Origin of the sequence: Candidatus Tisiphia endosymbiont of Beris chalybata, from assembly GCF_964026555.1 — a bacterium.
Classification (GTDB): domain Bacteria; phylum Pseudomonadota; class Alphaproteobacteria; order Rickettsiales; family Rickettsiaceae; genus Tisiphia.
Map to the genome: position 1 here is coordinate 920,813 of NZ_OZ032159.1, position 21,926 is coordinate 942,738.

Consider the following 21,926-nt stretch of genomic DNA (forward strand, 5'->3'; position numbering starts at 1 on the left):
TTATGCCAGGAAAGAAATTTTTATATAGTAGAGTATTAATGTCTGAAACCCCAAAAGATACTCTGGAAAGAATACATACTTATTTAGGTCAGGAATATCATATCAATGTAGCTAAAGTTCTTGAATATTATCAATCAGATAAAGATATGCGTGAGGTAGGAAAATCTTCTGAATTCACAAAATTTCAAAAATTATTTAATAATAGCACAAAAGATACAGCTTGGCATTTATATTTACATTTAGTAGTAGGAGAAAAAGAAGCTGCTTCCTATTTAGCAGAAAGCCTAAGAAATAGTTATGGTACTGTTAAAGATGATTTTTTAGCCGATTTAACTCTAGCAATAGGAGCAGAGTTACAGGATCAAGAATCAATTAAACTCATTGCTGTAACGCCAATATCATCTCAGATCAAAGATTTAGCTAAAAAGTGTGTTCCAGAAATCACTCAGCATAAATTAGGGGTAGAAGGTAGAGAGATATGGTGGGATGAGATTATGGCTAGAGGCAAAGCATTAGCTTACTATATTGAGCAAGCATCTGGTCATTCCTATTATGAAGCTATAGAAGAATCTGAGGCAGCTGGAATAAAATATTGGAGCAATTATGTTACACCAATGTATTGCAGCTTGTCAGATAGTTCAGATGAAATATCAATGGCAGGATCATCGTCAAGTTAAGAATAATATGAATTGTTGCTATAGTGAGAAGTTAGTTAACAAGTTACTTAGGTTAAATGAGAAAGCAAATAGCAAGATAGATATTATAGGGGTTAAAAGAGCTATCTATTTTGCTAAAAAATACCATGGAGATCAAAAAAGGAATTCAGGGGAGCCATATTACTCTCATCCTTTAGAAGTTGCTTGTATGGTTGCTGATTATCTCTTTCGGACTGATATTATTATTACTGCTATACTGCATGATACCATTGAAGATACAGCCTTAACTCAAGAGACGATAGCAGATATTTTCGGGGAGCAGATTGCTAGTCAAGTAGAAGATTTAACTCGTGTTAAGTCTTCCGGAAAAATTAGTTCTGCCAAAATGCTAGAGTTACTTTATCAGCAAAGGAAGTATGATATATTGTTGATTAAATTATTTGATCGACTTCATAATATGCAGACTATAGGAGCTAAATCTCCTGAAAAAATAGAAAAAATTATAGCAGAAACTTTGATAAGCTTTATAAGTTTTGCGGTGCATTTTGAAATACCAGAATTAAAACAGCATTTAACTGAGCTATGTTATCAAGGTTTAGCTGTTACTCAGTTAAATCAGAATTAATATATCTTTTCTTTATTTTCCAACTTTTCAAAGTGAAATACCCCAAGTGTAAATCCTATAACTATAGGAATAACTATAATTAATATCCCTGCATTACCAAAATATTTTGTTAAATAGACAAGTCCAAATGAAGTAATAATATATATAACAGTTCGTGATAAAGCATAAGTGAAACTAGCATAAGTGAAACGTTTGAAAATAGGAAAATGCTTATAAAAAATAGGCATAGCTGAAGAGTAAGAAAGTGAGAATATAATAATAGCTACTTGAAGCATGAGCAAGTCAGAGGGTGAGTGTATATTATTTAGTAAGTATGGGAAAGTAACAATAATAATAGAAAATATTACTGCTTTAATTCTAAGAAGAGTTAATGGATAGATATAACAACTAAGGTAAGTCCACATTATAAATCCTAACACCTGAAATATTGAAACAATGAAATTTTGTTGAATAATTTGTTCAGAATTATAGTTAAAAGAAGTTTTCAGGATATTGCCGCAATGAAAATAGGTAATGTAAAAACACACTGGCCAAGCACATTGTATGGTAAATAAGGCTAGAGAGGATTTCTGATTCACTTTTTCTTGCCAAGTAGGGTGGTTTTCTAACTTTTGCTCCTTTATGTTAACTTTTTCTAGAGCTGATCCTAAACTGCTTTTTAGCTGAAGCTTTGCATTAGCAAATTCTGTTGTTTCTTTAAGGCGTGTTCTTGCTATTGCTCCAACTACTGCAATAATTGCTCCGATCCAAAAAGCAGTGCGCCAATTAAAGTTATTGGTAGTAGAAAAATTGGCAATCGCTAAGGCGGCAAATCCTCCTAAACTAGAAAAGATGGTAATTAATGCTACAGCTGGATATTGCAGAGGTGGCTTTGTTATTTCGGTAACGTAGAGTTCTGCTCCTATCACTTCTCCCATAGAAGACATGCCCTGAATAATACGACAGATAGTCATTATCCAAGCAGCTGTTATACCAATTTGCTGGTAAGTTGGAAGAGTAGCCATCACAATGCAAGAAATAGACATCATGGAAGTGGTAACAACTACTGTAGTCTTTCGTCCTATATTATCACCCATCCAGCCAAAAATTAAAGCACCAAATGGTCGGAGTAAGTAAGTTGAACAAAAAGCAGCAGCTGAATAAAGAGCGGTAACATGCGCATCAGCTTTTGGAAAAAATAGTTCATTTAATAGTACAGCCATGTGTACATAGAGCATGAGATCAAAATACTCTAAAAAAGTACCTATGGATAATAGTCCAATGGCTTCTTTCTGCTCTTTTTTTAATGATGTAAATGATTTTTGATCATTTTTTTGGTATCCTAGCATTAACTATCTTAATTGATTATTAGATTAGAAAGTAAATTAAAATTATTTGGTTTTTTAAAGGAAAATATTAAAGTCTCTATTGCCTAAAACATAAGCTAACATCTAATTAATATTATTATATTAAGGGTAATACACAAAGTAGTTTTAGTAAAGAGTTATATGATAATTGTCCTACTTTTAGTAGAATATTTAAAAGTATAGAGAGAAATATTGCGATAAAAATTAATAATTATGATAACATCAATTTTGTGCAATTGATAAAAGCTACTAGATGACAGATCCTCAAAGTAAATCAGATAAGATTAGTATCTTAAAAAAAGTTACTATTGGTATCCTCATTTTATTAACTATTATTACGTTAACCAATATAATGATTCGACATTACATTTGGCGTGAATATTATTATCAAAATTCACTAAAATTAGAAGAACATCACTATTTAGTAAAATCATTAATTATAGATAAATTGAATATTAATCATATATTAAATGACCAGCTCGTATCTGATAAAATATCACTACTCAAGAAACATATTAAAAATCATGTTTTTGTATCTAAAGACCATTTACCTGACAGTGATGGCCTGCCTTATATCACCATACAGGAATTGTTAGAGATATTATTAGGGCAAACATTTAAATATGTTATTACCATTAATAACCAACATGTTATTAGCAACGGATTAATTAATTCTAATAATAGTTTAATTAAAAAATATCCTATCACTAATGATTTATCTTATATTATTTTGATAAAAATTGACCCTAACTCAAATTATGAACAACAAGCAATAGTTAGAATTAATCATCAAATTTTATTAATAAATAGGGGTTCAGTATTTATATTTTTAGTCTTTAGTATAATAATATTTTACTTACTTAATAGAGATAGAAAAATCAAAATACATACTGAACAATTACAATTTAATCTAACTAATAGTATTTTACTTAGTGAAAATATTTCTTTATTTCACAAAATAAATGAAGAATTTATTCTAAAATGTTACCAATATTTCAAGAATTGTGCTCATAAGAATTTACTTGATACTACTAATATTGAAGAGCATGGATATAACAATGAATATTTTCCCCTGCCAATAATGACATCCGCAACAATGGACAATGTGAGCGACCATGAAATAGTATTAGATTCAATAATTCTAGATTTAAAAAATTATTTTAAAGGTTATACAGCTTATTATGGTTCCAATATTACGTTAGATATAACAAGTACTATAGATAAAATTACAGTTCCCTTTGAGTATGAAGTATTTAATCAAATTATTATTAGCTTATTGTCTAACATTTTATACTTTAATAAAAATACCGATAAGCAAAGATGTATCAAGTTAGTTTTTCAAAATAATCTAATTATTTGTTCAAGTGAAGGTTTTAGCTTAGACCAAAATTTAGCAATAAGATATTCTGAAAAAATATTTAATGATACTGCTAATTTATACATATTAAATTTAGGCCAAATATTTATTTTGTTGAAAAATTCTCAAATCAATTATTCAGTAATTAGGAATGGTCATTCTACAGCAATAGAAATAAAATTGGATAATATGAAATTAGAATCGAATAGTAAATCTGCTCAAACAGCTAAGGTAATTAAGTTAAACAAGTATAGAAAGGATATAAAATGAAAAAGCTTATAACCTTATTATTTATTATAGTAATGCATACTTTAGAAGCCTATGCAATTCTACTTATTAACAAAGAGGAACCAGTATACTATTTCGTGAATCATGAGGAGCAAATCCTAATTTCTACAATTTAATATATTACAGTAGAAAAATTTTTATGACAATGAACAAGTATTTAACATTAATACTATTACTCCTTATGCCGTATACTTTATTTGCTCAAGCACAAGTGTCTAACCTTATTACTCCAGTTAGTTATTTTGTTAACCATGTTAAACAACTGAAAGAACTTAAAGAGAATCTAAAAAAATATCGACAAGCTAGTATGGCGGGGTGTTAGGGAGCAAGCGATAAAATGCCACTTAGGTAAAAGATGGTAAAGAATACTGCAATTTATAAAGTGCCGAATATAATTTAGTGATAGAATAGTATAAGAAAGTGAATCAAGTATATTTTTTATTTAACTTTACTATAAGGCTTGCATAATTATAGTTATACTATATTTTGATTATTAAGTACCTACATGAACTGTTATAGGAACTTAATATAAATTAATAAAATATCACATATGACAGTAAAAATCTCTAATATTTATCAATTTAAAATTACCTTAAAATATACAAAACCCAAAATTTGGCGACGTATACAAGTGCCAGAAAAATACAATTTTGAAGATCTGCACTTTGCAATTCAAAATGCCATGGGTTGGGAGAATTATCATTTACATCAGTTTGAGATAATAAATCCTAAGACTGGAACAAAAGATTTGATTAGTAGCCCAGATGATGAAGGGTTTTGCGATGTAATCCCTGAAGATAAAGCAAAAATAGTGAAATATTTTCTATCCCCTAAAGATAAAGCGATTTATGAGTATGATTTTGGTGATGGATGGAAACATGAAGTTGTTTTAGAAAAGATCTTACCTACAGTTGCTGGTGCTACCTACCCTCAATACCTTGCTGGTGAGAGAGCATGCCCACCAGAAGATTGTGGAGGAGTAGGTGGTTACGAATATCTTTTAGAAATTATAGCAGATCCTGATCATGAAGAATACAAGGAACGTATTGAATGGCTAAGTGATGATTTTAATCCAAAAGATTTTGATCCTAAATTAGTTAAGTTTTAGTAATGATACAGATTAAAATATAGAGAATGCAAAACAATTTATGCCAATATAATAATATTCTTGATAATGAAGCTATTTTTACGTTAGATAGCGAAGAAATTACTTTGGTGCAAGGTAAAAATACTCAAGAAAATAAACTAGCTTTTGCTGTGATGCTTAAGTTTTTTCAACTGGAAAAACGATACCCTAGGGGGATTGATATAATACCACAACCTATGTTTAATAGTCTTGCTATCCAACTAGATTGCCAAGATGTCAGCCTTGATAATTATAATTGGGATAGCAGAAGTTCAAAGCGATTTCGTCAAGAAATTAGGTTATTATTAGGGTATAGAAAAGCTAGTGTAAATGATAGCAAGAAGTTAATTGCTTGGTTAATAGCAGATGTCTTACCACAAGCGCCAACATTATCTCAAATCACAGAACAAACCTATCAATTTTGTACTAAACATCAGTTTGAGTCATTTAAACCTGCACAATTAGATCGTTATATCGCATCAGCTTGTCATAGATTTGAGAGACAATTTTTCTTTAGTATTTCACAGCAATTATCTATTGATACTATGAGTTCTATAGATGCTTTATTAAAAATAGAGGATGATAATGAAATGCTAGAGAAAGAGTCAAATGATGCAACTAGCTGTAAAGTCAGTGATAAAGAAGAAGATATTATTAAAAGATTAAAGCAAATTCAATTAAGACACCTTAAAAAAGATATAGCAGGAGCTAAATTAAAAAATGTTAGTGATGAAATAGATAAGCTAAAGCGACTAAGAATGCTGGATTTGCCTAGTATGCTAAGCTTAGTTCCAAGAAAATTAAAGCAAAAATACTATACAAGAATTTGCGCTGAGTTACCAAGTGAGATAGAAGACCTTAAGACTGATACTCATTATGCAACTATGGCAATATTTTGTCATTTTCGCCAGGAATTAATAACAGATAATTTAGTAACAACATTAATTCAGTTAATTCATAAAATAAGAACATCTGCTGAAATATCAGTTAATAAAGATATATTATCTGAAGTTAAATGTGTTAATGGTAAATTTGATATTTTGTATACTCTAGCCGACACATCTATAGCAAAACCACATGGTATAATTCATGATACAATTTATCCAAAAGTCAGTAAAGAGACCCTTAGTGATTTAGCTAAAGAACTAATATCTAATAAAAATACCTGGTATCAATCTGAAGTGCAGAAGAAAATGCATTCAAGTTACTCACATGCCCATCGCCACATATTACTAATGTTATTAGAAATATTTACTTTTCGGTCAAATAATCAAGATTGTAAAGCAATATTGCAAGCTATTGAATTTATTAAGGCTAACAAGAATACTAAGGATAAATATTATCCTAACTCCAAGCTTGTACCAGCTAAAGAGGAGCTTCCAAGTAAGTGGAAATCTACGGTAATAGAGGAACAAGAAGTAGTGGTAGATAGTCAAAAAAATAATAAAACTAAAATTATAAATGTTAAAATCAACCGAATTAGCTATGAAGTAGCGATTTTAGAAACATTGCATAATTTATTAGATACTAAGCAAATATGGATTGAAGGGGCATATCGTTACCGTAATCCAGAAGAGGATTTACCAAAGGATTTTGATTCCAATGCGCAATATTATTATCAAAAATTAGGATTACCAATGAATGGCAATGAATTCATTCAATCATTGCAAGATAGCTTAGATCAGCATTTACAGGAATTTAATAAAAACATCTGTGATAATAAAAAGGTAAAAATTGCTATTGCTAAGAATAGTACTAATGGACATATTAAATTAACTCCATATGATGCTCAAATTGAACCAACTAATTTGTTAGCATTTCAACAATCAATTAACAAACGTTGGGGAACCATAAATTTAATAGATGTATTAAAAGAAGCAGACTTACGGATTGGTTTTACTAGACATTTTCATACAGTAGCAAGTAGGAAGAATATTAAGGAATCTAAACTTCTTAAACGTATACTACTATCATTATATGCTATCGGCAGTAATACAGGATTAAAACGTATTAGTGCTGCTAATGATGAAATAAATTACTCAGATTTGCGTTATATTAAGAGACGATATCTCAATACCGCTAATGTACGAGAGGCGACAGCTAAAGTTATAAATGCTATTTTAGAAACGAGGGATCCTAAGATTTGGGGTACTGCGACTACCGGATGCGCTTGCGATTCAACTAAGGTAAGTAGCTGGGATCAAAATCTAATGACAGAGTGGCATACACGTTACAAAGGACGTGGAGTAATGATTTATTGGCATGTAGATAAAAAGGCTGCATGTATATACTCTCAACTTAAAACATGTTCTTCCTCAGAAGTTGGGTCTATGATCAAAGGAGTACTTGACCATTCCACTAAAATGGATATGAAGAAAACCTATGTAGATACTCACGGACAAAGTATTATTGGTTTTTCTTTCAGTTACTTATTAACTTTTGATTTATTACCACGTCTTAAAAATATAAAGAAACAAAAACTTTTTTACTCGCATGCAAAAGATCGAGGAAATTATAAAAATTTAACTAGTATTTTAGAATCATCGATAAATTGGAGCTTGATTAAGAAATACTACCATGAGGTAGTAAGATACATAGCAGCATTAAGGATTGGTCATGTCGAACCAGAGGTTATGTTTAAAATTCTAAGTAGCAGCAATAATGATCACCCTGTTTATAAAGCGTTAATTGAGATTGGTAGAGCGGTAAAAACTATATTTCTATGCCGTTATCTAATGTCCGAGGAATTACGTATAGAGATCCATGAAGCATTAAATGTTGTTGAGAGATTAAATAGTATAATGGGTTTCATATTTTATGGTAAGTTGGGCGAAATCTCTACCAATAACCGAGATGATCAAGAATTAGCCATAGTTTGCCTGCATTTATTACAAGTATGTATGGTATATATTAATACATTGATTATCCAGGAAGTTTTATCAGATCCAATTTGGCAAAATAAGTTAACTATTGAGGACAAAAGAGCTTTAAGCCCATTAATTCATAGTCATATTAATCCATATGGCTTATTTCCTTTAGACATGAATAAACGTCTAATCATAGAGCAACCAAAACAAAAGGTTGCAGCATGATTAATGACATTGAATTGACCCGTACCCCTGTTCGTCAAAAGGCTAAGATACTTGCTAAATCATTAAGACCAGAATATCCAAATTATGATTATTTGCGTGAACTTTTTCGGCATTTGCGGAAAGAATTAAACGTAGAAGTCAATCATAAAGCTAAGAAACTACCTTATGTACCAACAGAAGAAGAAATCCATAAATATTATGCAGTAGTTTGGCAATCTCGTAATATGAAACATGTAGTAATAATTAAGACCTTATTATATACTGGGGTTAGAGTAAGTGAATTAGTAAAAATTAAACTATCTGATGTTGATTCCGACAGATGCCAAATTCGAATCATTGAAGGAAAAGGTAAAAAAGACAGAATAGTTCCGTTTCCTAATAACTTTAAGGAAATATTAGCATTGCATATAGAGACTATGAAAAAAATAGGAGCAAGATATCTATTTGAATCATCTTGGAAAAAACCATATACCGATCGTGGGGTCAGAAAAATTCTTGCTCATTATACTAAAGAAGCTGGGATAGAAGAATCAATTTCCCCACATAAATTAAGACATTTTTTATTTACTTGGCTAAAGAAGCAAGGAGTTGAAGATGCTTTAATTCAGCCATATTCAGGGCATGAGTCTAGACAATCTTTAGAGATATATTCAAAATTATCTATAGGGGATGCCCAGAAAGAGTATGATGATGTAATTAAGAAATTTCCTGTCTAAAATAGAAGTGGCACTTTATCGCTTGTTCCCTAACACCCCGGCTAGAAAGGCTACAAGCTATCCTGAACTATTTAGCAAAGAAAAAATAGATGAATCTTTAATATGTGAACAATGGGATGACATAGTAAGATTGGTATGTTCGTTAAAGAAGGGATTAATTAAACCACATATAATTATAAAAAAACTACACGCACAAGAAACTTTTACAAAATTAGCCAAAGCATTGGTACATCTTGGTAGAATAGTTAAGAGTACATACATACTCAGGTATCTGCATGATGAAAAATTACGCTATGCGGTAAGACGCCAATTAAACCGTGGTGAGTCACGACATACACTTGCAAGATACGTATTTTTTGCAGATCAAGGATCGTTTAAAACAAATGACTATGAAGAAATGATGAATAAAGCCAGTTGCCTTAGTTTTGTATCAAATGCAATGGTATTATGGAATACAGAGCAGATGCAAAAAGTATATGAAACGTTAAATCAGAAAGGTTTAAAAGTAGAGGAAGAAGATATGGCAAGGGTTTTACCCTTATCAACAAAAAATATATTAGTTCATGGTCAATATTCTTTTTAGAAACGGTGGTCCTTTCTAAACTTCAATAGGTAACCTGTATAGCAGGTTACCTCAAAAAGAAGAAAATGTCAAAAACATTAACAGGCTATTGTTCGTATAATATGCTAATAGGAATTTTAGCAGCTATGTTGTCGATAGGCCTATATTGACCTTGATCAATTAGAAGGCTCTACTGATCTTATGGGTCTTGCCGAAATCATCTTTCCAACTGACTTAGTTACAGGTGTCGAAAGACATTTTAATAATGCTGCTCAAAGTTTGTTTATAGCGCTCAGCAAAACACTTTGGATTAGCCTGAAAGCTAATACTATGTTTCTCAAAGAAAATAGTATCAACAGTATCTTTTCTATTGGCAATATCTTTACTTTGTATAGTACTGTACTCTTGCAAGATATATCAGAAATGCTACAAGAAAATTTACAGCTAGGCAAAGTAACTGGAGTGCAAAAAGAACTTACTGAAGATGCACTAGCTAAAATACAAAGCTTTATCTTGATGGGTGATGAAAGTAAAGCTAGTGTGATGAGTACTTTTGAAAAACAACTAAAACTCTTTGCACTACCAGTAATAAAAAATGCTACAGATAATAATAGCTTTGACTTTAGAAATATGCGACGCAAAAAAATGACCGTGTACCTGTCTATCCAACCCAAAGATATTAAAATAGCATCTCTGATCCTAAATCTATTTTTTAACTGTGCTATCAAGATTAATCTAAGTGAAAATCCTGACTTTAATCCTCAATTAAAACATAATCTTTTAATCATTCTCGATGAGTTCCCATCTATCGGCAATATTTCATATGTCAAAGAATCAGCAGGATATATCGCTGGTTACAAAATACAGCTGCTTACTATCTTCCAAAATATATCACAGCTTAATGAAATTTACGGAAATCAAGGAAGAAAAACACTACTTGCCAACCACTCATGCAAAATTATCTTTGCCCCTAATGAACAAGATGATGCTGAATACTTCTCTCGAGAAATTGCTTTTACTACCACACTATCCACTTCAAAAAGTAAAAATAATAACAAACTATCCGTTTCAAATAGCATGTCTCAAAGCGAAACTAAACGTCCTTTAATGCTACCACAAGAATTAAAACAAATGCCTTTCAAAAAAGAAATTATACTTCTGAATGGCGAAAATCCTATTAAATGTGAAAAGGCTTTGTACTTTAACGATCCTTACTTTATGAAGAAGTTGATCGCTTTGTCTCCTACTCTTCAACTATATACACAGGGTAATAAGCTCCCAACTAAAGAAGAACTCGGTATCGCATTGAGTAAAAATGAACTTGCTATTAATATTACACATTAAATTACTCTACCACCTCTCATGTACATTATAATACTATTCGCTCCCACAGATCCATCTTAATAAAAAGAAAATCAGGATTTTAACAACTCATTGATCTGATCAATAGAAAGACCTGTAACTTTAGAAATATCAGCAATAGGATAACCATTCGCAAACATATTTCTTGCTATCTCTATATTTCTTTCAGCTTTACCTCTAGCTTCAGCATCTTCAATTTTTTGTTGTTCTACAGCTAAGTTGTCGAGCTCAGTTTTTACTAGTTTCTCATAAGTGCGTAATTCTTCTTCTGACCAACTAGCTTGATCTATTGCTTGAAATGCTTTCTTGATAATGACATCATCACCAATTAAATGATCCATCTCCTCTAATGTACTTTGATGCGCATGTTTGAAAAAGTACATCCATTTGTGTTCAAGATTTTCTAGCTCATCTATGTTTTTATTAAACTTGTCTAATTCCATAAAGATAAAATAAAAGTCTTTTAAATCATTTTCATAGGTTTTAGTATCTAATACTCTATGAGTTGATTTCCATCCTGGTTTATCAGGAAACATAGTAAAGTCAGCAATAGCAAGGAATATTACTTCTCTGAGCTTAGCATAAACTGCCATCTTTTTATGGTTTTCATCTTCCTTAATTACTTGTTGTGAATATGCTTTTGCTGCGTAAAACTGCGCTCTTTTTTCAAATCCTCTGTGTTTACTTACTTGCATCTCTACTATAAATTGTACCCCGTGTTTATCTTTACAAAGCACATCAACAATAGATTGCTTATAAGCTGCAATATCAGGATCTTGTATAGTTTTTAAAAAAGTAACTTCGGTAATTTCCTCTTCTCCTGTGTAGCCCAAAATATCATTGAGAAAATGAATAAGTATACTTTTATTCTTTTCAGTACCAAATATTTGCAAAAACGCAAAGTTGTTTTTTGGATCTAGAAAACGTGAAACTGGCATAATAAATAATCTAAATATATCTGGTTTATTATAACATAAAAGTATATTTTATGCCAACATATGTTATGTAAAAATCTCAATATCGGATTTGGCCTCTTCTGGTCATATCACCCATAAATATACGAAAAAAATTCTAAAATTTCTTGTTTGTTTTAAAAATGCGATATAAATAGTTTTTTAAGGGCAATTAATCATTTACATATACTCTTAAGTTAACACATGAATCTAGTGTGTAAAAATTGTACTAGTCACGACTTAATCTGACAGAGTTAAGAAATCAGGCAGCTTGATAAGTTATCATCAAGTTGTCTGATATTTTCTCTATATTATCAATATTTTTATTAATTGCAATATAGAGAGAATCTTTAAAAGTCTGCATTGGGGTTTTGGGGTTAATTGCCCATCCCCGCTAGAAGGTACATTAAGGATTTCTAACACCTAAGATTTTGAGTTTTCGATGTAACGATAAAAAGTTTTTCTACTAATTTTGAATTGCTCACATATTTCAATAATTGGTGCTGATCGAGCATTATAAATTTCTAACATCATTTGAATTTGCTTATTGTTTAAAGATGCTTTCCTTCCGCCTGTTCTGCCTCTGGTTCTAGCGGCATCAAGTCCTGCTTTTGTTCTCTCTTTAATAAGGTTTCGTTCTAATTCTCCAAATGCTCCTGTAATATGAAAAAAAAATTGTCCAATTGAGTTTGATGTATCAATGCCATCTTGGATACTACGGAACATAATATCTTTTTCCTGTAACTCATTGATTAGTTCAATAAGATTACGGAGGGATCTGCCTAATCTATCCAGTTTCCAAACTACAAGTGTGTCACCTCTTCTAAGATCTCCTAATGCTTTGCTTAAACCAGGACGATTTAATGTTGAGCCAGTAATCTTATCCTCAAATAATTTTTCACAACCTACCTTTTTTAAAGCATCAAGCTGTAAATCTAAATTTTGATCTACTGTTGAAACACGAGCATAACCTATTAACATTTTTAACCCATTTGTTTAATAATGGACTATTTAGCATAAAAGTGTATCATAACTCAACTAAATAAAACTATTGGTATATTTTGATATTGACTATATTTTATGATACATTAGTACTCGAGTTCAAGTCATGAAAAATATATTTTTAATTATCTAGACATAAACGGCCGTTTTTGACACAATACAGTGATTAAAATTTCTCCTATTTTAATATGTCATTGCTACAGAAAAAGCAAAAATTATTCTAGAACATTTAAAATGTATAAATGTATTTAAAATTTAAATGTGTGTTTCTGTTTAATGCTTAACTTTTGTTCTTCTTCAAATCTTTGCTTATATTCCCAATTAATCAACATATTTTTCTCGTGATTAAACTCTTCGCGTGATTTCATATGCATTTGTTGTCTTTCCGTGCCATCTAGCCTAATTGCATCAAACTTATTTTCGTCAGTTTCTGGCCTTATCGCTATGTCATGGCTTAAATTCTTAATTTCCCAAATATTCCGCTTTGCATTTTTCCAGGAAACAATCTCACCACCATCTTTAGAATATACAGGTACTTTAATATCCCTCGCGCCTACCTTCTTTAATTTTATCTTATCACCTACTCTTACATCATTTTTCTTGATCTCTTCAATTATCTCTTTGCCCCATACGGTAACTTCTTTACCGTTATGCGTCTTATAGACAAGATAGTTATTTCTATCCTTTGTTTTATCAAGCTGGTAGCTGCTGCTTCCAAATTCTACTACTTCATATTCGTTTCTATTGGTTTTAGATGTTAGCTCCTTCCATTCTTGGCTTATCTCGCGCGGCTTAATAGTTGCCTTAACATCATACCCGTAAACTATTAAATTCTCGGCAAATTTAATACGCATTTCTTTAAAATCTCTGCCCTTAATTTGTAACCGCTTTCCATCATTGGAATCCATATTCATCACAACATGTACATGATCGTTCTTTGTATTCTTATGATATGCTAATACAAAATAGTTGTTTGGATACATAGATGTTAATGTTTTACCTACCGACTCTATTGCATATTCTTGTGAAATACCTGCAATCCTAGGAGGCGAAAATACTAAACTCTTTGTAAGTTCAATGCCATATTCTTCTGGTAAATCAGCGTTCAATTGCATACGCAATATAGTATCCTCTATATCCTCCTTACTCCTATGATAAATACCATCTGAATCGTATAATTCTAGTGCATACTTACCGCTAATATATTTTATAGCCTCTCTAATCCCAGCTCGTGATTTAGCCCCTTCTGTGAATTTTATTATTACCTCTCTACTACCCTTTTTTCCACTGCTTGTGTTACCTTTCCTTTTCTGATTTATCTTATGTACAAAAGCAGATTTTCTAGATTTAAATGATTTTTTTTGGACGATACTATCTCTCCTTTTATATCGCCATTCTTCCTCTACATATACTCCCATACTATTAACCTATTAAGTATCTTATTTCACTTTTTTTAATGAAAATCTTGCTTTACTTTTCTCGTAAATTTGCATTATTAAACTTCTTACTTTTACAATATTATTCGATAATATTGTGCATGCTTCAACGCCTATTTGATCCATTACTCTATCTTCTCTAATAATACGGTTAATATTATTTCCAACCGCATTGATTGATACTTTTATACCTCTAAGTAGCACTAATTCTTCTGGACTTATTTTGCCTGTATCTTGCATTGTACCAATCACTCTATAACGTATTTCTTTTGGCACGCTCCAGCTGTTCTCTTGTGCATACTGCTTTATTCTATCTCCCTCTGATTCTGTAAATCTTATTCTGTATTCTACTACTTTTTTCTCTTTACTGTGGTTACCATATTCTTCTTTAATTTCATGTTCCTCTTGTAATTTTGTAGATAATTTCTCTGTTACTAAATCTATAATATACCTATTTACTGATTTATTTCCTTGTTGTGCAGCATGTTTAATTAACTCGTATATTTCCCTATTTACCTGCATTTCTATTCGTTGTCTTTTTCTTCTCTTCTCGCTCATACACTATTTTCTTATGCCATGTTATTTAGTTTTTTACTATTATAATTCTTTATGAGAGCTTGCTGCAGGCGGTTTCTTTTTTATCATTCCATGAAAAAAATTGGACTATATATCCTAAAAGTGCCGGCACTTTTAGGATATTTGTCGTATCCTGCTACTCTCTCTTCTTTGCTTGTTTTTTAATATACTCTAATGCTGTCTCAAATGCAATAAGTTTTGGTCTTTAAGTCACTGGAAAAGTGGAATGTAGCACACAGACCTAAAAAACCCCGTACGGGTATTGCGTATCTTCTGAGAAAAACTATTTCCTTGCTGCCGCAAACTCTCATTCATGATTATAGTTTATAAGATGCCCTTTAAATGTTTTTCAAATCCTTCGTACTAAACATTATTAATTTATATTGGAATCTCTTGAAAAGATTTGATACAATTACTGCTATGTAGTGATATAGCTATAATATTATTTCTATAATTATCTAATATCTTCTAGAGAGTTTCTTTAGATTATATCTATTTTCCTAAATTATTTTATAACGATAATTATAGTATACATATTATACTTAATATCATTATGCATTTCTTGTTTTAGAATTTTAAAAACTTCTCAGTAAACGCTCCACAGGGCAAACCATGTGGTTTTTATGTGCGTATAAACCTTGCCTATTACCCATAATTTTGACATTCTAAAGTTTAGTATATGAGGGGGATTGATCCCCCCCCTCAAACTCCCCCACAATATCTGTAAAAACAGTATAACTTATTTGATGCTTTTATTATAAATAATTAACGTGTATTACTCTTTTTGCTAGAGTTGTTTTTTAATTTTGATATACTATATATATTAATAATACAAAACTATTTAATATGGCTACAAAACCACTCGCAACTAGTACTAAGATTGCTAACTTAGCAAAAGCTAAACAACAACGTATTCAAAAGATTGAAGCAGAGTTAAATGTACAATTAACCTCCCTTCTTACTAAAAGAAAAGAAGAGCTATTTGATATCTTTAATAGATTTTCTGCAGTAGACATTGACGACAAACTACTAATAGGATTTCTAAAGTTTATTACAAATAAAAATAATAAAGATCATCCTATTATTAAGAAGTTTTTAACTATTGCTAATAAAACTAGATCACCTAAGAAAAAAAACAATTATTAAGATAATGTTATATTAATGCAAGAGGTATATCATGAGTAATGTTATTCATTTTCCAAATGGGAAAGAACGTGTTGCATTTAAGAGAAATATTGCAGAAGCAAAATGCTATAATATCTTTAAATCAATACTGAAATTGGTTGGCAAAGCTATCTCTCGCATCTTCTTCACTATTAGACTCACCATAGCAACAACTTTGCATTATTCCTTTTGTTTCTCTCTGAGTATTTTAAATAGCATGAATGTTTTTCTTTTCTTCTTTCTAGGACTTTGTTATATCATTAATTACTTCCATCTAGATAGGCATTTCACCTCTCCTACTAACTATGCTACACCCGTCTTCGTTGGATTCTGGATACTCTCATGTGCTGCTCAATATATAGTTAGCTTGATACAAGAACATATGCCATTTTATAGAATCATGAAGGTCATTAGAAATACTATGACTATGCACAATGAATACAACTTTCAATCTATTGATACTTAAAATATGACTACTATCAAAGACGATAATACATTCTCCAATGAATCTCATGAAAGACCAAGACATGACGCACTCATTCGCAAAGCTTTCGAAAATCCTATTGTTGCTAAAGAGTTCTTTGACATGCATCTGCCAACAGAAATCAAAGCTTTATTCTCACCTCATACTCTTAAAATGGAAAAAGAAAGCTTTGTTGAAGCAGATCTTAAACACTCCATATCTGATATTCTATTCTCCGCAAAATTTAATGATGATACTTGCCTATTTATGGATTCTTTTAGAGCATCAAAGTACTCCTGATCACTTCATGGCTTTCAGGCTCTTTAAATACATGATAGATATTGTACAACGACATCTTACTCTAAACCCCAATGCTAAACACTTGCCTTTTGTCTATCCACTCGTATTTTACAATGGTATCAAAAAGTACAATTCTCCGAGAAACTTCTGGGATCTATTTAAAAACAAACAGTTAGTTCAAGATATATGGACTAATGATTATCAGTTTATTAATGTTCATGACCTTCCAGACGAAGAACTCAAGAAAAAAACTTGGGCTGGAGTTTTGCAATTCTTCATGAAGCATATTCATGAGAGAGACTTACTAAAAAGATGGTATGAAATAGCTGATTTATTGCCTCAAATTGCACAAATGAATATCGGCATTGATTATCTAGAACTTATCCTATCCTATACATTGATTAAAATAGAAAAATCTGATAAAATAGAACTTGAGAAAATGCTCAAAAGCCGCTTAAATACTGAACTTGGAGAAAAACTTATGACTAGTCTTGCTCACCACTGGGAACAACAAGGAATAGAAAAAGGTATGCAGCTCGGTAAAGCTGAGGGTAAATATGAAGCTATAACATTAGTAGCGCAAAACTTATTAGCACAAAATATAAATATTAATACTATATCTGTTGCGACTGGACTTACTATTGATGAAATAAATAAACTAAAAAACAGCTAGTCAAAATATTATGCAAACTGTTAAATCCACATTAAAGCTTAAAATGCCTGTACATTCTGTTCTACCGGTACTACCACAAAAACAAGTAGTAATCATAGATAAAAATGCACTGCCTCAACAAAACAATAATTCAAAGCATATTAAAGCTGTTAAACCTAATTCTCAAAATACAAAACATCCGAAAGCACCAACTTTCACCCCTGAACAACAAGAAACTTTAAAAGCTAAACTTGCTAAATGGAAAGCAGAATCGAAACAAATTTTAAAATTACTACAAACAAAATATCCTCTATGTTTCTCTATTCCAGCTAAACCTCTTGCTATAGGTATTTACCAAGAAGTTAAAGCCAATATAAACACAGAAAAAGATCATTTCTCCAACCAACAAATCCGTAGATTCTTTAAAAGATATTGCTCTGATAAAAGATACAAAAAACTTCTCGTTGAAGGTAAACAACGCTTTAACCTTGATGGATCACCTGCTACTTTAGTTACTAAACAAGAAGTACCTCCAAAATCTAACAAATTCTTTAAACCTAATAAATCTTAATTATCTCATATTTTACAAAGATTCTTATAAAAAGAAGAATACTCGTTTTATCTATATTTTATAATAACTATTAGGAACTAAAACATGCAATACAACCGTTTATACAACACCACTGACATAAAAAAACAAAATACAGATATAAAAACGACTAACTATATTACCAGTAATTATAAAATAAGACGTGAAGAGTTAAATCAGATTGTCAAACGACACGTAGCAAAACAAAAGCAAAAAACAATACACAATAACAATGCCATATTAAACAATTAGATTTTCCATAAAGAATTATTTGTTAAATCCAAACTTGATTAATATATTTTTAGTAATTTGCTTAAAGCTTCTTTTAAGTGTATAATTTACAAATGGAAATATTATTATAATCAATATTAAAGCTATGCAAGATAATCAATTCCCTAAAATGAGAACTGGTACTGATGACTTTAAGACTTTACTCTTAAATAGTGATGTATTTGTCGATAAAAGTCTGATGATCAAAGAGTTACTAGAAGATAGTGGAGATGTTATTCTTATTACCAGACCAAGACATTGGGGTAAAAGCTTAAATATGAATATGCTCCAAAAGTTCTTTGAAATAGAAACTGATCATAATGGTACTTCCTTACCAAAAGAACAAAAAGTAAATCATAAGCTCTTCATTGGTGGAGAAATAGATCTAGGACTAGCAACTGGTAGGAAAAAGTTACTACAAAAACTTAAAATAGCTGAATATCAAAACATTATATCCGAGTATCAAGGCCAATTCCCTGTCATTTTATTGAATCTAAAAGATGTTAAAGGTACTAGCTATCAAGAAATTGAAAATGGAATAGTTCAACAGATCATAATGCTATTTACAAATCATCGTTATTTAGAGCGCTATACAGCACATGAGATAAAACTCTTAAATGATGCTCAAAAAAAACAGTTAGAGAGGTATTTTACTGGAAAAATAAATATCAATGATTTAAAAAATAGCTTGCGTTTTTTAAGTGAGTTACTATTCAAACATTTTAATCAGAAAGTATATATTCTCATTGATGAATATGATACTCCCATTAATAGTGCTTATTTAAAATTTGGTGGTGGATCCAAAGAGTTTGAGCAAGTATTAGAATTATTTCGTGGAATGTTCGGCAGTAGCTTAAAAAGTAATTCTTACTTAGAGAAAGGAGTAATAACCGGCATACTTAGAGTTGCTAAAGCTAATTTATTTTCAGATTTGAATAATGTTCGTGAGTATACCTTACTCGATGAAGGATTCTCTAAATTTTATGGCTTTACTCAGGAAGAAGTAGATGAATTACTAACTAAAGTACCTACTAAAGCTGATCCAGAAAAAATCAAAGATTGGTATAATGGTTATAACTTTGGTGGAGAAATTATCTATAATCCTTGGTCTATAATGCTATGCCTAGCAAGTGAAGGACAGCTGGATCACTATTGGCTTGATAGTGGGGGAACAGGACTTATTGATAAAGTATTATTGTCAGATGAAATACAACAAGATTTACAGAAACTATTAGAGGGTAAGGGACTTATTAAAGAACTATATAAACAAGTTGCTTTAGAGGAAATAGAAGATAATAAAACTATATTTTATAGTTTATTAGTGTTTGCTGGTTATTTAAATCCAATACTTGCAAATAATGATGAAGAAACACCGGTATATCATTTGACCATTCCTAATAAAGAGATAAGACATATTTATATTGCAAGGGTCATAAAGTGGGTTGCTAGAAAGCTTAGCATTGATGCTAGTGATTATAATAGTTTTATCAATTTGTTAGTAGAAGGTAAAATAGAGAATTTTAAAATCAAACTTCAGCAATATTTCTTAAATTCAACTAGTTATCATGATCTAATCAGTGAAAAAGATTACCACAATCTAATTGGTGGTATTATATCCCCTCTTGCTTCTAGATATATGATTGAGTCAAATAAAGAATCAGGTTATGGTAGATGTGATCATCTATTGGTATCATTACCTAATAAAGGCAACAATGCAATTATTATAGAATATAAGATAGCAAAAAAAGAAGAAGACTTAGCCCATATAGCTAAGGCAGGTTTAGAGCAAATCAATAACCAACAATATGATGCTAAAATCAAAGAATATAAGCATGTTAAAAATATCATCAAACTCTCTTTAGCATTCTGTGGTAAACAACTAGCTATAGACTATCAGCTCAACGATAGGCATCGTCAAGTTAAGTAAATGAGTGTCAAAAAGAGCTATATTGTTAGATTTTAGGCAGTAAGAAGTCTTTGAGTAGCTTCATCCCAAATGGATTTAGCGGATGCAAATGCAATTCTTTGCTCAGGCGCTGTTTTAGTATATCTTCCAACATTTACGGCAAATATATTTCTGACTTTTCCCATCAGTGATAATGTACATTGTGCTGAATTAGGATGCTTAAATTTAATCGATATTTTTTCTTTCCGTCGAGTTGGCTGATGGGCATTCTCAACGCGATTATTTAATCTCTTATGAGTTCGATGTTTAGTCTTAGGACACATAAGCTTAACAGGTTTAATGTAACTCCTGAGCTTATCAGTAACAATTACTCTTGGAGCCAGATAATTGCCCAATAATCTTGATAAAAAGCGAATAGCTGATTTCTTGTTGCGACGCTTCTGTAATAATACTTCTAATTCATGTCCTTCAGAATCAACAGCTCTCCATAATATAAATACTTCACCTTTAATCTTAATATTCATCTTGAACTGCGCCCCTATGTTTAGACCAAAAAAGCTTTAAATAGAGAGACTATTATTTTCATAAACTATCTACAAAAATATTATTTTTATAATTTTGTAGCTGTTGTGGTAATAGTGGAATTGTGGGTAAGTCGCAAGACTTATCCATAAATCCACTATATATCTCAAACGGCGTTTTGTACTCCAAAGCCTGATGGGGCCTTTGATTGTTATACCAATTCAACCATTTCGGGATATTATTTTTCAACTCTAAAACTGAAGTACACCGGTATAAATACGACCCCTCATACTTAAACGATCGCCATAAACGCTCAATATGGGCATTATCGTTACACCTGCCTTTGCCCGTCATGCTGATGCTTATGACGCATCTCCTCAATTCATTAATCCAATCCTCGCTGGTAAACTGGCTACCTTGATCACTATTAATTATCGACGGCTTCCCATATTTAGCTATAGCATCTTCTAACGCTAGCAAACAGCTCTCTGTATTTAAACTATTTGATAAACGATATCCTACTACTAATCTAGTATAAACATCGATTAATGCAACCAAATACATAAAACCACTTTGTACCCTTAAATAAGTGATATCCACCTGCCATACCTGATTTGGCTTTATAACCTCTAACCCTGATAGCAAATATGGATAAATAGCTTCTTTTAGGTTTCTTTTACTTGTATTAATCGAAGGGTAAATTGCTTGCAAATTCATTAGTTTCATCAACCTCCTGACTTTTTTGCTGTTAACAATTACCACTTCTCTCCTAAGTATCGCCGTTATTCGCCGGTAACCATATATCGGATAATTACTATAGATCTCAACTATTCTATTACTTAAATAATTATCTTGATCCTTCTCCGAATCCTTGTAATATAGGCTGGAGCGGTTCAGATTCAATAGCTGACTTTGCCGACGAACACTTAAATCTTTATAATCCTTATCTACCATCACTTTCCT

General features: G+C 31.1%; 19 protein-coding genes and 1 pseudogene. 13 read left to right on the top strand and 7 right to left on the bottom strand.

Features of this window, described 5'->3' with window-relative positions; translation table 11 throughout:
• The first annotated feature begins 2 nt into the window (after nt 1-2).
• A complete protein-coding gene (locus AAGD44_RS04435) occupies nt 3-677 on the top strand; it encodes a hypothetical protein (RefSeq protein ID WP_341763562.1) in 675 nt (224 codons plus the stop codon).
• Complete coding sequence (locus AAGD44_RS04440; protein ID WP_341763563.1) at nt 604-1,281, top strand: HD domain-containing protein; 678 nt, start codon at nt 604-606, stop codon at nt 1,279-1,281. The genes AAGD44_RS04435 and AAGD44_RS04440 overlap by 74 nt, the downstream gene beginning before the upstream one ends.
• Here the strand turns inward: AAGD44_RS04440 and AAGD44_RS04445 are convergent.
• The gene (locus AAGD44_RS04445) at nt 1,278-2,609 is read right to left on the bottom strand and encodes an MFS transporter (RefSeq protein ID WP_341763564.1); all 1,332 of its coding nucleotides are present in this window, start codon (nt 2,607-2,609) and stop codon (nt 1,278-1,280) included. The two genes, AAGD44_RS04440 and AAGD44_RS04445, sit on opposite strands and share 4 nt — an antisense overlap.
• Nucleotides 2,610-2,880: 271 nt before the next feature.
• Between AAGD44_RS04445 and AAGD44_RS04450 the strand changes: the two genes are divergently transcribed.
• From AAGD44_RS04450 to AAGD44_RS04480, 7 genes are all read left to right on the top strand, one after another.
• Complete coding sequence (locus tag AAGD44_RS04450) at nt 2,881-4,254, top strand: hypothetical protein (RefSeq protein WP_341763565.1); 1,374 nt, start codon at nt 2,881-2,883, stop codon at nt 4,252-4,254.
• Nucleotides 4,255-4,411: 157 nt separating this feature from the next.
• Complete coding sequence (locus AAGD44_RS04455) at nt 4,412-4,594, top strand: hypothetical protein (protein ID WP_341763566.1); 183 nt, start codon at nt 4,412-4,414, stop codon at nt 4,592-4,594.
• 228 nt (nt 4,595-4,822) lie between these two features.
• Nucleotides 4,823-5,380: a plasmid pRiA4b ORF-3 family protein gene (locus tag AAGD44_RS04460; protein WP_341763567.1), complete on the top strand. Its 558-nt coding sequence runs from the start codon at nt 4,823-4,825 to the stop codon at nt 5,378-5,380.
• 26 nt (nt 5,381-5,406) lie between these two features.
• Nucleotides 5,407-8,490 carry a Tn3 family transposase gene (locus tag AAGD44_RS04465; protein ID WP_341763568.1) on the top strand — a complete coding sequence of 1,028 codons (3,084 nt, stop codon included), beginning with the start codon at nt 5,407-5,409 and terminating at the stop codon, nt 8,488-8,490.
• On the top strand, nt 8,487-9,206 hold the full coding sequence (locus AAGD44_RS04470) for a tyrosine-type recombinase/integrase (protein ID WP_341763569.1): 720 nt from the start codon (nt 8,487-8,489) through the stop codon (nt 9,204-9,206). Before AAGD44_RS04465 ends, AAGD44_RS04470 begins: the two co-directional genes overlap by 4 nt.
• A 7-nt stretch (nt 9,207-9,213) precedes the next feature.
• Entirely contained in the window at nt 9,214-9,789 is a 576-nt protein-coding gene (locus AAGD44_RS04475) for a Tn3 family transposase (protein ID WP_341763570.1), read from the top strand.
• Nucleotides 9,790-9,933: 144 nt separating this feature from the next.
• Entirely contained in the window at nt 9,934-11,112 is a 1,179-nt protein-coding gene (locus AAGD44_RS04480) for a type IV secretory system conjugative DNA transfer family protein (RefSeq protein WP_341764680.1), read from the top strand.
• A gap of 71 nt (nt 11,113-11,183) precedes the next feature.
• Here the strand turns inward: AAGD44_RS04480 and AAGD44_RS04485 are convergent, their stop codons facing one another.
• The 4 genes from AAGD44_RS04485 to AAGD44_RS04500 form a co-directional block, all read right to left on the bottom strand.
• Complete coding sequence (locus AAGD44_RS04485) at nt 11,184-12,068, bottom strand: Rpn family recombination-promoting nuclease/putative transposase (RefSeq protein WP_341763571.1); 885 nt, start codon at nt 12,066-12,068, stop codon at nt 11,184-11,186.
• Nucleotides 12,069-12,506: 438 nt separating this feature from the next.
• Nucleotides 12,507-13,064, bottom strand: a complete 558-nt coding sequence (locus tag AAGD44_RS04490) for a recombinase family protein (protein WP_341763572.1) — start codon at nt 13,062-13,064, stop codon at nt 12,507-12,509.
• Between the two features lie 269 nt (nt 13,065-13,333).
• On the bottom strand, nt 13,334-14,503 hold the full coding sequence (gene mobP1 / locus AAGD44_RS04495) for a MobP1 family relaxase (protein ID WP_341763573.1): 1,170 nt from the start codon (nt 14,501-14,503) through the stop codon (nt 13,334-13,336).
• 21 nt (nt 14,504-14,524) lie between these two features.
• Complete coding sequence (locus AAGD44_RS04500; RefSeq protein WP_341763574.1) at nt 14,525-15,079, bottom strand: hypothetical protein; 555 nt, start codon at nt 15,077-15,079, stop codon at nt 14,525-14,527.
• Between the two features lie 864 nt (nt 15,080-15,943).
• On the opposite strand from AAGD44_RS04500, the gene AAGD44_RS04505 reads away from it, so the two are divergent.
• The 4 genes and pseudogenes from AAGD44_RS04505 to AAGD44_RS04520 all read left to right on the top strand — a co-directional run bounded on the left by AAGD44_RS04505 (nt 15,944) and on the right by AAGD44_RS04520 (nt 20,462).
• The gene (locus AAGD44_RS04505) at nt 15,944-16,243 is read left to right on the top strand and encodes a hypothetical protein (RefSeq protein WP_341763575.1); all 300 of its coding nucleotides are present in this window, start codon (nt 15,944-15,946) and stop codon (nt 16,241-16,243) included.
• A 487-nt stretch (nt 16,244-16,730) separates the two neighbouring features.
• Nucleotides 16,731-17,697, top strand: a pseudogene (locus AAGD44_RS04510) (Rpn family recombination-promoting nuclease/putative transposase).
• Between the two features lie 10 nt (nt 17,698-17,707).
• Nucleotides 17,708-18,247, top strand: coding sequence for a ProQ/FinO family protein (locus AAGD44_RS04515; protein ID WP_341763576.1), 540 nt, complete (start codon nt 17,708-17,710; stop codon nt 18,245-18,247).
• Nucleotides 18,248-18,641: 394 nt separating this feature from the next.
• Entirely contained in the window at nt 18,642-20,462 is a 1,821-nt protein-coding gene (locus tag AAGD44_RS04520; protein ID WP_341763577.1) for an AAA family ATPase, read from the top strand.
• Nucleotides 20,463-20,494: 32 nt separating this feature from the next.
• On the opposite strand, the gene AAGD44_RS04525 is transcribed toward AAGD44_RS04520, so the two are convergent.
• Nucleotides 20,495-20,965, bottom strand: a complete 471-nt coding sequence (locus AAGD44_RS04525; RefSeq protein WP_341763578.1) for a DDE-type integrase/transposase/recombinase — start codon at nt 20,963-20,965, stop codon at nt 20,495-20,497.
• Nucleotides 20,966-21,023: 58 nt separating this feature from the next.
• The gene (locus tag AAGD44_RS04530; protein WP_341763476.1) at nt 21,024-21,917 is read right to left on the bottom strand and encodes an IS3 family transposase; all 894 of its coding nucleotides are present in this window, start codon (nt 21,915-21,917) and stop codon (nt 21,024-21,026) included.
• Nucleotides 21,918-21,926: the final 9 nt, after the last annotated feature.